At 62.2% G+C, this 10,998-nt stretch carries 10 protein-coding genes, 1 pseudogene and 1 other annotated feature; of the genes and pseudogenes, 3 read left to right on the plus strand and 8 right to left on the minus strand.

Translation table 11 applies throughout. From position 1 onward, the window contains the following. From G481_RS0118265 to G481_RS0118275, 3 genes are all read left to right on the plus strand, one after another. Nucleotides 1-223, plus strand: a 223-nt coding sequence (locus tag G481_RS0118265; RefSeq protein WP_028029948.1) for a DUF2924 domain-containing protein, incomplete at its 5' end; no start/stop codon positions are given. Then, the gene (locus G481_RS0118270; RefSeq protein WP_028031271.1) at nt 220-1,545 is read left to right on the plus strand and encodes a recombinase family protein; all 1,326 of its coding nucleotides are present in this window, start codon (nt 220-222) and stop codon (nt 1,543-1,545) included. The genes G481_RS0118265 and G481_RS0118270, both read left to right, overlap by 4 nt. Beyond that, nucleotides 1,542-1,919 (plus strand): hypothetical protein, encoded by a 378-nt coding sequence (locus G481_RS0118275; RefSeq protein WP_028031272.1) that lies wholly within the window; start codon nt 1,542-1,544, stop codon nt 1,917-1,919. Before G481_RS0118270 ends, G481_RS0118275 begins: the two co-directional genes overlap by 4 nt. Nucleotides 1,920-1,946: 27 nt before the next feature. Here G481_RS0118275 and G481_RS0118280 read toward each other — a convergent pair whose 3' ends face one another. The 8 genes and pseudogenes from G481_RS0118280 to G481_RS0118325 all read right to left on the minus strand — a co-directional run. Continuing rightward, nucleotides 1,947-3,101 (minus strand): hypothetical protein, encoded by a 1,155-nt coding sequence (locus G481_RS0118280; RefSeq protein ID WP_028031273.1) that lies wholly within the window; start codon nt 3,099-3,101, stop codon nt 1,947-1,949. Continuing rightward, nucleotides 3,098-3,598: a DUF4365 domain-containing protein gene (locus tag G481_RS0118285; protein ID WP_028031274.1), complete on the minus strand. Its 501-nt coding sequence runs from the start codon at nt 3,596-3,598 to the stop codon at nt 3,098-3,100. Before G481_RS0118285 ends, G481_RS0118280 begins: the two co-directional genes overlap by 4 nt. Nucleotides 3,599-3,665: 67 nt before the next feature. After that, nucleotides 3,666-6,311 (minus strand): DEAD/DEAH box helicase, encoded by a 2,646-nt coding sequence (locus tag G481_RS0118290; protein ID WP_028031275.1) that lies wholly within the window; start codon nt 6,309-6,311, stop codon nt 3,666-3,668. A gap of 11 nt (nt 6,312-6,322) precedes the next feature. Further along, nucleotides 6,323-7,870 (minus strand): site-specific DNA-methyltransferase, encoded by a 1,548-nt coding sequence (locus G481_RS0118295; RefSeq protein WP_028031276.1) that lies wholly within the window; start codon nt 7,868-7,870, stop codon nt 6,323-6,325. 3 nt (nt 7,871-7,873) lie between these two features. Next, the gene (locus G481_RS0118300; protein ID WP_011910684.1) at nt 7,874-8,062 is read right to left on the minus strand and encodes a type II toxin-antitoxin system Phd/YefM family antitoxin; all 189 of its coding nucleotides are present in this window, start codon (nt 8,060-8,062) and stop codon (nt 7,874-7,876) included. A gap of 882 nt (nt 8,063-8,944) precedes the next feature. Then, nucleotides 8,945-10,215, minus strand: a protein-coding gene (locus G481_RS0118310; RefSeq protein WP_154664689.1) for an IS3 family transposase whose coding sequence is annotated in 2 segments (ribosomal slippage) — nt 8,945-9,924 and nt 9,924-10,215 — 1,272 coding nt in all. Because the reading frame shifts where the segments join, the coding sequence is not laid out codon by codon here. Further along, nucleotides 9,815-9,931: a sequence feature (AL1L pseudoknot), on the minus strand. (Overlaps the previous gene by 117 nt.) 125 nt (nt 10,216-10,340) lie before the next feature. Continuing rightward, nucleotides 10,341-10,508, minus strand: a pseudogene (locus G481_RS25705) (SMP-30/gluconolactonase/LRE family protein); the annotation flags it as partial. A 177-nt stretch (nt 10,509-10,685) separates the two neighbouring features. After that, nucleotides 10,686-10,998 (minus strand): transposase domain-containing protein (locus tag G481_RS0118325; protein ID WP_028031280.1); only part of this gene is annotated, 313 nt, incomplete at its 5' end.

A 10,998-nucleotide genomic window follows, 5' to 3' on the forward strand; every position in this document is an offset into this window, starting at 1 on the left:
GAAGAAGCGCGGCACGCGCCTCGACCGTGAGCGCCCCATCACCGGCACGCGGCTGCTCCGCGAATGGCAAGGTGTCGAGTACATCGTCACCGTCACCGCCGACGGCTTTGAATGGCAGGGGCGGCCGTACAAGTCGCTGTCCGCTATCGCGCGCGCCATCACGGGCACGCGCTGGAATGGCTGGGTGTTCTTCGGCCTGAAGAATCGGAGGGCGCGGACATGACGAAGGCCCCTACGAAATCAGGAATGGTCCGGAAACTCCGCTGCGCGATCTACACTCGGAAATCCTCCGAGGAAGGGCTGGAGCAGGAGTTCAACTCGCTGCACGCCCAGCGCGAGGCATGCGAAGCCTACATCGCCAGCCAGCGCTCAGAGGGGTGGGTGCTGGTCCGCGATCAGTATGACGACGGCGGCATCTCGGGCGGCACGCTCGAGCGCCCGGGCTTGAAGAGGATGCTGGAGGACATCGAGGACGGGCTTGTCGACGTGGTGGTGGTCTACAAGATCGACCGCCTCAGCCGCTCGCTCGCCGACTTTGCTAAGCTGGTCGAAGTGTTCGACCGGAACGGCGTAACCTTCGTCTCCGTGACGCAGTCGTTCAACACCACCACGTCGATGGGCCGGCTGACTTTGAACATCCTCCTCTCGTTCGCCCAGTTCGAGCGGGAGGTCACGGCCGAGCGCATCCGCGACAAGGTCGCCGCCAGTCGGAAGAAGGGCATGTGGATGGGCGGGGTGCCGCCATACGGTTACCGGGTCGAGAACCGGAAGCTGGTGATCGACGAGGAACGCGCGGAGCACGTCTGCTGGATCTTCGCGCGGTTCATTGAGATCGGCTCGGGCACGGAACTGGCGCGGGAGGTCGCAAAGCGCGGGCTACGCACGCCCCGCGGCAACCGGATCGACAAGAAGTTTCTTTACCGGATGCTGAACAACCGCGCTTATATCGGCGAGGCGGTCCACAAGGGCGACAGCTATCCCGGCGAGCACGACGCGATCATCGACCGCGAGACGTGGGACCGCGTCCATGCCATCCTGCAGGAGAGCCCGCGCAAGCGCGCTGCTCGCACGCGCGCCGACACGCCCGCGCTGCTGAAGGGGCTGCTGTTCGGTCCCGATAGCGCCGCGTTCTCACCGACGCATACCCGCAAGGGCGACAGGCTCTACCGCTACTACGTCAGCCAGACGGTGTTGAAGCACGGCGCTGGATCCTGCCCGGTGGGCCGCGTGCCAGCCGGAGAGATCGAGGCCGCCGTGATCGACCAGCTGCGCGCAGTCTTCCGCCAGCCCGAGATCGTTGCGGGGACGTGGAAGGCGGCGCGTGCCCACGACGACGACATCACCGAGGCTGATGCCCGCGCGGCCCTGCAGCAATTGGACCCACTGTGGGACGAGCTGTTCCCCGCAGAGCAGGCCCGTATCGTGGCGCTGCTGGTCGAGAGGGTGGACATCGGCACCGACGGACTCAACGTCCGCCTCCGCGTGGATGGCCTCGGCGGCCTCGCGCGCGAGATGCTGACCGGCGGCATCGAGGCCGCAGCATGACACGCGGCGCACCCATCCCCGACACCGTGACGCTCCACGTCCCGTTCCGCATCTCGAAGCGCGGCGGGCGGAAGGAGATGCACCTGCCCGAGGGCGCCACGCAATCGCAGCGGACCGACAACACGCTGGTCAAGGCGCTGGCCCGTGCGTTCCGATGGAAGCGGATGCTCGAGTCGGGCGAATTCGCCACCATCGCCGAACTGGCCGAACGAGAGGGCATCGCGCCCTCCTACATGACCCGCGTCCTGCGGCTCACGCTGCTCGCGCCTGACATCATCGAGGGCATCTTGGACAGGAAGCAGGGGCCGGAGGTGACGCTCGCGCAGGTGCTGGAGCCGTTTCCGATGGAATGGACCGAACAGCGTGGCAGTTGATCATTCCGTCACTCAAATGACACGGGATTAGCTCTCGGTATCGTCGTCGCCCGCGTCATCGGCCGGCAATTCGCGTATACTGGAATTCGTCAACTGCCAGCGCTGGCCGACACGTTCCAGATCTCCGGTCACAATCACTGGCTTCTGTGCGTCATGTGCTTGAACGGCGACACTATAATTTGCTTGGTCGAGGACGGCCCGTACGGATTGCATCTTGTCCTCCACGATGGCCTTGAGCGTGACGACACCTTCAACCTCGTCCTGATCGCGCCGAAGCTTGTGGACCGTTCCGTAAAGCGTGACGTCGGCCTTGGGCTGCCTGAGCCGGAATGTGCGCGCTGCTTCTTTAAAGATTTCAGCATCGTTCTGCGAGAAGATGACCTTCCGGTGTGCCTCCGGCGTTGGGCGCGTTCGTGCCCACGTCACGCTGACGTCAAGCCCGTCTGATTGCTCGATCAGCCCTGCAACAGCTTCACAAAGATTGGCGCTCACGCCGAAGGCGATCGCGTTTTCGAACGCATTCGGCTCGCCCGATAGGGCTATTTCAGCCGCATTGCGAGACGCCTCCAGCGCCTCCATCAGCCGGCGCGTCACCATGCGCTCCATCGGCTCGTCTTCGAACTTCGCCCAAGTTTGATCAAGCGGAAGCTGCACCGGCTGCAATAATGGGGGGACAGGGGCTAATAGCGTCACGACAAAACTGCCTTGCTCGGTTTGACCGAGCCTGACGCGTTGCATGTACTCGCTGGCCTCACGGTTGGCGCCGGCGCGATAAAGCGGCTGCGGCGTTCGAACGGCGCAGGCTGCCGCCAGCAGCATGTCGCGAGCCTGCGAGACGATCTTCACCCCGGCATCGAGCGGTACGGAGCCATCGTCATCTTCGCCAGAGGCGCGAACTCGAACAACGTCACGATCTGCTACCACTAGGTCGCGATAGGTAGCGATTTCATCACGTTCTGTGATTTTGGCAAATACGTTGATCAAGCGCGAAACCGCCGACGCATAGTCACTCAGTCGATCGGTGCGCGGCAAGATAATCTCGGGTCGATCTTGACCGGCATAAACATCAGCATGCGCTCCGTAAGTTTCGACCCTTGCCCAGCCCTCGCCGCGCGCAAATGCCGAGAGTGCGGCAGGCGAAACCGCACGTAGTGCGTCCATGTCTATAATATGCGCCTTCATGTGATGGCTCCGGTCTTGGCTCGTTCCATCAGCCTTTTCAGTGCATCGACGTCGAACCGATTGTTATAATTGAGTGAAATGGTAACGCTTTCGCTGTTCTGGGTCTCGGGAAATCCAGTCAGGTTGGTCCAGAATGCGCAACGCCGCATTATCAGTTCCTCGGCTGTCACTGTGAGCCAATTCGCCTCCTCTTCTGCTAGCGACAGCACGACCAGGATGCGGGGAACCATCGTCTGCCCTCGCAGCAAGTCGTAATTGCGGCGCTTCAGGGCGTAGCGAAACTCTTCGTTTGTCGGCTGCCCAAGGTTAATCGTGGCCTTCAATTGTATGTCGAGAGAAGGCCGCATAGATCCGCCCGCACGAATCTGCACGTCCACACCATCTCGGTCGAAGTCCTGCTCTGCCGTTACATAGCCGGCACCCGCAGCGACGGCAGCGACATAAGCTCGAGACAACGCCTCCTCTCTATCAGTCGCGGTCAATAGTGCGTCGGTCATTTTGGCTGGGCCTCCATGTCACCCATGTAACCTTGGCCAAGTTGCATAAGTCTCGCCATATTTTGCGTCACGCTGAATTGGAGGTGGAGCGGATCTTCTCGATAATCTGCGTGCGCGCATCCTTCCCGTCGACGGTTTTCTCAACCACGACGAACAAGCCCATACCGCCGCTCGTACTCTCCCAGAGCTGGCCGATAGTCCGCTTTTCGGCGGTGTCGGGGCCATCGGCGATGTGGGCGCCCTTGTACTCTACGACGAGCAGCCGGCCGTCCTCCAACTGAGCCACGAAATCCGGATAGAACTTGTCTGTGGCCGTCGGCAACCAGAACGAGTTGGGGTGGCGTGCGACGTTGCGGATCCAGAACTTCAGGCCTGGCAAGCTGTCGATGGCTTGCGCGCACTGGAATTCTTCACCGGTCTCGGCCCCATCGAAAGCAGGCACATGGTCCGGTCCAAGGAAGTGCTTTCGAGGTTTCCAGCGCCCACGATACCGGCGCTGATCCCAGTACATCCCGTCCTTGAACGAAAAAGCCTGGTCGAAGGATACCTCGACCTTGGCCTCCGGAGCGAAAAGGTACCGCTGGTAGACGCCATCGCGTTCCTGCTGGCGGATGGCGGCGAGCTTCTCGCGGACCTTGCGGGCGAGGATGAACTTGCACCGCATCAGCGCCGCGATGTGCATGCCGCGTGCGGTGATCAGGTGGCCGACCAGGTCGCGCAGCCAGCGGAGCAATTCGCTCTGATGGATGTCCGGCTGGCGCACCTGGCGGTCGAGCCAGATCACCAGCGCCTCCGGTGTCCAGCCTTCGACATCGACGTCGAGTGCCAGTTGCTCCTCTTCGTCCGCGAACTGGTACGTGATGCGGTTGCCGTCGAGGTCGATCTCGAAGCTGCGCGCCGTCTCGCGGATCGCGAACTCGCCTTCACCCAGTTTCGACGAGTGGTCGAGCAGCGACCAGTCGTGGAATTCCATGAACACGTCGGTGTCAGCGAACTCGAACTCGCCCTGGATCTCGGAGACCAGGCGAGGGACCTCGAACGCCTCGCCCTGTTCTGCAGGCGATAGCTGGTCCTTCACTTCGACGCGATACTTGGTGACGGCCGCCGAGAACCCCGTTCGTTCGGTCTCGGGGAGAGCCTCGACGATCGCCTTTTCGAGGCCGCCGTCAACACGGCCCGTCACGGCAATCTCGACCTTCCCATCATCGGTTTCGCGAACGCTCACCCCTTCGCGCTTCTTCAGTTCGGCAACCACCTCAGGCGTCGCTGTCACCGTGTGCTTGAACGTCGGCTTCGGCTTGTCGCGCGGGCCGAACAGGCCGGTATCGGCATCGAGCGACGTCTGCGCCGGTTCGATGTTGTCGAGCGCCTCATCCTCCTCGAAACCCATGGCCACCAGCTTGTCGGCCAGCGACCGCGCCGCCTCGCCGAACGACGGCTCCGACAGGAACGCATAGGCCCGGTTCAGATCCTCGGCCTTGCGGCGTTTGGCATAAGGCATCCGCAGGACGCGCCCCAGCAACTGCTCGACGTCCACCGCGCTCTGGATCCGCGAGACCGAGCAGAACGCATAGGCGAAGGAACAATCCCAGCCCTCCTTCAGCGCCTCGACGGTGATGACGTATTCGATCGGACATTTCGGATCGAACAGGTTGATGCCATCCAGTTCGCGCTGATCGCCGGTGGCCACGGCGATCTTGTGTTCGGGGATCTGCTCGACCTCCATCAGGTGCTTCTTCAGCACCTCGACCGTCACCTCCTGGTTCTTGGGCTGCGCCTGGAACAGGACGATGGGTCGGATGTACGCCGTGTCCTTCTCGGCTTCCTCGGCCAGCGACGCCCGTGACGCGATCGCCCCGTTCACGGCGTTCTGCCAGGTGTCGTGCTCGGACAGCATGATCGGCAGCTTGATCATCTCCTCGAGCTTCAGCTCCTGCGCCGTCACGCTGTGCAGGATGTTCGAGTTGAGCCGCGGCGTCGCCGTGAACTCGATAATCGCGGACGGATTGACGCGTGCCTGCATTTCGCGGGTCAGGCCGGTGACCGCGTTGTGCGCTTCGTCCACGATCATCAACGGCCGATGAACATGCATCAGATTGGCGAAGGAGAACTTGACGCCGCCGCGTTCCAGCTTTTCCAGCCCCGGCAGGCTTTTGGGCAGCGCCGTGAAGTGCGGCTCCATGTTCTCGTTGTGGGAATAGACCTTCCGGCCCTCGGTGTTCGACACGCGCAGGGTCTGGATTGTGCCCACGACGATGCAGCAATGGTCGCGGATGTCGTGCGGGCGGATATGCGTGAAGTCCGCGATGTCGAACACGCGCACCCGGCCGTCGAAGGCCTCGTCCAGCGCCTGCCGATAGGGGTGGCGGGCGTTCTTCAGCGCCTCGGCCGTCTGAAGCCGGATCGTGTTCGACGGCACCAGCCACAGGACCATCGGATAGTCCTTCTCCACCCATGCATCGCGCGCGATGCCGATGGAATGGGCGCCGAGGATGGTCTTGCCGCCCCCGGTGGGCAGGCGCAGGCAGACATAGGGAACGGCCGGCAACTCGGTGAGCGGCGTGTAGCTGCCGCCGTACCGGCCGAGCCGCTTGGCCTGGTCCGGCTCCCTGGTGATCGCCTCGTACGCGCCCTTTGGGCCCGCCACGCGCGCCTCTTCGAAGAAGCGGCGGAGAACGGAGAGAGTATCGGTCTGGTATTGCTTCAGTTTCATCAGATGCCCCCTCAGGCCCGCGCTTTGACGTCGTAGGGCGTCTGCTTGAAGGTGATGCGCTCGCGGTCGAGCGTCGCGGGCGTCAGCCGGGATTGTTCGCCATAGACGGTCAGCGGGCCATCGAAGTCCGGCGCCAGCTTGGCGATATCCTCACGGATCAGGGCGAGGGTCGCGCGGGTCAGCACGTTGCCGCCGCCCGGCCTCTTGTCGCCAAGGATGCCGTTGTAGAGCAGCGCATGGGCGCGGCCGTCCTCGATACCGAGCAGCGGGCTGTCGCCACTGCCCTCCCACGGTCGGTCGGTCTCCGAAAACCAGACATGCGCCGCCAGCACCGGGAAGCGGATGTCCTGCCGGATGTGGCCTTCCTCGTCGAAGACGGGGGGGCCGAGGCGATAGAAGCGGAAACCGCCCCCGCCCTGCCAATCCACCGCCCTCGAGATTCCGCCCTGTTCGCCCTCGATGACTTTGTTCAGGCGCGGCGCGCAGTGGGTATGGGCGTGGTCACCCAGTTCGATGCCGATGTAGCGGCGGCCCATCTTGTGCGCGACGGCCGCTGTCGTGCCTGAGCCGAGGAATGAGTCCAGCACCAAATCGCCTGGGTTTGTGGCAATGTGCACGATGCGCTGGATCAATCGTTCGGGCTTCGGGGTATCAAAAACCGTCGAACCGAAAAGCTTCACGGTCTCTTTCTTCGCCTCGTCGTTGGTGCCTACGTCAGCTGCCAGCCAAAGGGTATTTGGGGTCAGACCGGCTTTGGCCTCGTACAAGAACTTCTTTTCTCGCGGTGCATTATTTCCCGTTGCACCAAACCAAATCCGATTGTCTGCGATTTTTTCCTGCATCACAGGCCATGTGTAAAGCCAGCAGCGCCCGGCTGGGAGGGTGTGAACCTTTCCATTTGGCGCCGTGAAATCATAGAACTGGCTCGGAGTTCCATGTCCTCCCTGTGCGTTGACCGATACTGACTGCCATGGGCCTCGAGGGTCATTGTCAGGATTCTTGTAGCGGCCCCTTACCGTGTCGGAGAGTTCAAGATCATTCCGCACTGCCCCGAACTTTGCGGGCTCTCGACAGTAGATCACAACTCGTTCGCAATCCTCCGAGAACACTTTGCGGTTTTCCCGGGTTGTTCGTTGCTGCCATGTGCAGGACGTGACGAAATTCCGCCGGCCGAACACCTCATCCATGATGACCTTGAGGTAGTGCCCCTCGTTGTCGTCGATGGACACCCAGATTGAGCCATCCTCAGCCAAAAGATCGCGGAGCAACTCTAGCCGAGGCCACATCATGGCCAGCCATTGCGTGTGCTCGAGGTTGTCGTCGTAGTGCTCGAAGGCGGAGCGTGTGTTGTAGGGCGGGTCGATATAGATGCATTTCACCCGGCCGGCATAGAAGGGCAGCAGAGCCTTCAGCGCCTCAAGGTTATCGCCCTGGATCAGCATGTTGCCCGCGCCACCGTCGCCCGCCGACAAATCCGGGACTTCTTCCAGCAGGCGATAGGGCACGCGCTGCGCCGTGCGGATGTCCTCGTCCCTTGTCAGCCAGTTCAGTATCGGCATGCGCTATCGCTCGTCCTCTCGTTTCTTGCCGGAGGGTTCCACGGTCCGGCCGGTCAGCCGCTGGTATTCTTCGACCGCAAGGACGACGACCACCGGACGCCCATGCTTCTCGACTACCACGGGCTCGGCCCGCGCCTCGTCGATCAACTGGCCAAAGTGATGCTTGGCCTCACGGGCAGACACGGCCTTCATGGGCCCCTCCCTGATTTGTGGTCAGAATGGTCACAACGCGCCTCGGAGGTCAACGAGCGGCGCTCCGAGGTGACAAATCAGGGTTGGATACCGGTGGCGTCACACCCGGACGGAACCGGCGTCGGAGTCAATAGCCAGTCTATGAAAAGGTCATTATATACAGTGGTTTACAGGCTATTCACCAAATCCGCGCAGTCATCAGGTCCGGAGAATATCGGCCCTTAGAGACCGCTTCCGGGCCTCCTGGCAGCGGGGGCAGTGCTCAGCCCCTCCCGCATAACCCTCGAATATAACGGAAAAATCCGGCCGGAGCCGGATCGGGAGAACGCTTTCGCAAGGGCAAGTGGCGGAGGGGATGGGTCTGACGTCGAACCTTCTCCACCATCTAAGTCATTGTTTTATATGGAACGGATGATGGTTTGAATGGTCATCTGGTTCAGTCGCGACTGGCAGCGAAACGGATGACTGTGGTCCCTATGCTCTCATGCGGAGATCAACGGACACGTCCGCTGCGGCGCGCCGTGGATTCACGACGGCCATCGTCCGTCCCGCGCGCTTTTGGCCTTCCTGAGCGGGGTGCCAAAATGTAGGCATTGCCTTATCGCATTGACAGGACGGCATTTTTTAGAGGGCCGTGGTGGAGCCCTGCAAGATGAATTCGGCGTTTTCCCTCCTTCTATTCTTCCTGGCCCGGTTCTTCATGCCGCGGCACAATGCACAAATTCGGCTCCTCAAGGCCCAGATCCACATTCTGCGCGCACGCATCCCTGCGCAGCGGATAATCCTGTCTCCAGCTGAGAAAACCGAGCTGTTACGCATTGGTGCCGAATGCGAGCACGACATTGAACCGCCCCGGGATTGCCGGAGGCATTTTGGTTTGAGTCACGCTGCCATGGCCGGCACTTCGAGCCTAGCGTAGTAGCGTTCCTCGGCTTCGGCCGGCGGGATGTTGCCGATGGGCTCGAGCAGCCGGCGATTGTTGAACCAGTCGACCCATTCCAGCGTCGCGAACTCGACGGCCTCGAACGAGCGCCATGGCCCGCGCCGATGGATCACTTCGGTCTTGTACAGGCCGTTGATCGTCTCGGCGAGAGCGTTATCGTAAGAGTCGCCGACGCTGCCGACGGAGGGCTCGATGCCCGCTTCGGCCAGTCGCTCGGTGTATTTGATTGACAGATACTGGCTGCCCCTGTCGCTGTGGTGGACCAGCCCCATGCCCTTTCCGGGACGGCGATCATGCACCGCCTGTTCTAGGGCATCGAGGATCGAGCCATGGTTGCGCCACTGGTTCGAGAAACCATGGCGAGGACCAGCATGCGCCGAGGTGCTGACGCGCCAGCCAACGATCCGGCGGGCATAGGCATCGATGACGAAGGCCACGTAGACAAAGCCTCTCCAGGTCGACACATAGGTGAAGTCGCTTACCCACAGCCGGTTCGGCGCCGGTGCCTGGAATTGCCGGTTGACCTTGTCGAGCGGACAAGGTGCCGCCTTGTCGCTGATGGTGGTCTTCACCGGCTTGCCGCGGATCACGCCCTGCAAGCCCATGCTCTTCATCAGCCGGGCGACAGTACAACGGGCAATGTCGAAGCCCTCCCGCTTCATCTGCCGCCAGACCTTGCGTACGCCGTAGACGCCGAAGTTCTCGTCGAACACGCGCCGCACCTCCTCCTTCAGAACCGCATCCCGCTTTGCACGGGCTGGCAATCGGGAAGGATCGGCGCTCCGGGCGGCATGCTCGTGCCAGGTCGACGGGGCGATCGGCAGCACACGGCAGATCGGCTCGCCCCCGTACGCATCACGGTGAGCGTCGATAAAGGCAATCATCGCTTCAGTGGGCGGTCGAGCTCCGCCATCGCAAAATACGCCGACGCCTTGCGCAGGATCTCATTGGCCTGACGAAGCTCGCGAACCTCCCGTTCAAGCTCCTTGATCCGCGACAGGTCCGCGCTCGTCGGCCCAGGCCGCATGCCTGCATCGCGCTCAGCACGGCGTACCCAGCCGCGAAGCGTCTCCCCGGTGCAGCCGATCTTCGAGGCGATCGAATTGATCGCTTCCCATTCCGAAGCATACTCGCCCCGGTGCTCCAGAACCATTCGAACCGCGCGCTCGCGCACTTCAGGTGAATAGGTATTGCCGTTCCGTTTCGTCATGATGGCTCCTTACTCTCAAGAGGGGGAGCCTCCGGCAATCCCGGGGCGGTTCAACAGCCTTGAATCACATCACCGCAATCAAGGGAATCCCAAGAGTCCACACAACCTAGAGGGCAGACCCACGCTCACCGGTTCAGATGGTGAAGCGGGAGGCCCGGGCGATCCCAGGGCAGGGAGACCAGCCGGCCGCTGGAGCCGAGCGTCACATAGGCCGTGCGCAGGTCGGGGCCGCCGAAGCAGATGTTCGTCACCCAGCGCTCCGGCATCGCGACGCGCCGCACCGCGCTTCCATCGGGCGAGACGACGTGGCGAAGTCAGGCCGAACCGGCCCGGCCGAGGGCCGGATTTCCCGCGTCCGCGCCATGCCGGAACGCGCTGCCTTAAATATGATATTTTTTGTCTAGTTTTTTGTTTTCCCGGACGGGACGACGCGATACTATTGTAAGCGGTCGCTGGACCGCACGGTAGGCTTAGTTTGACGGCTTGAAGTTCCATGGGAGCAGCTCGTCGAGGCGGCTTTGCGGATGGCCGTTGGCGATGGCTGTCAGGGTGGCCTTGAGATAGGCAAAGGGCTCGATGCCGTTGATCTTGCAGGTTTCGATCAGCGAGGCGATGCGGCCCCAGGCCATGCCGCCCTCGTCATGGCCGGCGAAGAGTGCGTTCTTGCGATTGAGGGCGATGGGGCGGATCAGGTTTTCCACCCTGTTGGAGTCAATCTCGACGCGGCCGTCGGTCAGGAAGGTTTGCAACCCGTCCCAATGGTTGTGGATGTAGGTCAGCTTT

It is taken from the genome of Gemmobacter nectariphilus DSM 15620, assembly GCF_000429765.1.
Classification (GTDB): Bacteria; Pseudomonadota; Alphaproteobacteria; order Rhodobacterales; family Rhodobacteraceae; genus Wagnerdoeblera; species Wagnerdoeblera nectariphila.

What these genes read in the sequence shown, in the direction of transcription:
- G481_RS0118270 (WP_028031271.1), top strand. Translation starts at nt 220, where the DNA reads ATGACGAAGGCCCCTACGAAATCAGGAATGGTCCGGAAACTCCGCTGC.
- G481_RS0118275 (WP_028031272.1), top strand. Translation starts at nt 1,542, where the DNA reads ATGACACGCGGCGCACCCATCCCCGACACCGTGACGCTCCACGTCCCG.
- G481_RS0118280 (WP_028031273.1), bottom strand. Translation starts at nt 3,101, where the DNA reads ATGAAGGCGCATATTATAGACATGGACGCACTACGTGCGGTTTCGCCT.
- G481_RS0118285 (WP_028031274.1), bottom strand. Translation starts at nt 3,598, where the DNA reads ATGACCGACGCACTATTGACCGCGACTGATAGAGAGGAGGCGTTGTCT.
- G481_RS0118290 (WP_028031275.1), bottom strand. Translation starts at nt 6,311, where the DNA reads ATGAAACTGAAGCAATACCAGACCGATACTCTCTCCGTTCTCCGCCGC.
- G481_RS0118295 (WP_028031276.1), bottom strand. Translation starts at nt 7,870, where the DNA reads ATGCCGATACTGAACTGGCTGACAAGGGACGAGGACATCCGCACGGCG.
- G481_RS0118300 (WP_011910684.1), bottom strand. Translation starts at nt 8,062, where the DNA reads ATGAAGGCCGTGTCTGCCCGTGAGGCCAAGCATCACTTTGGCCAGTTG.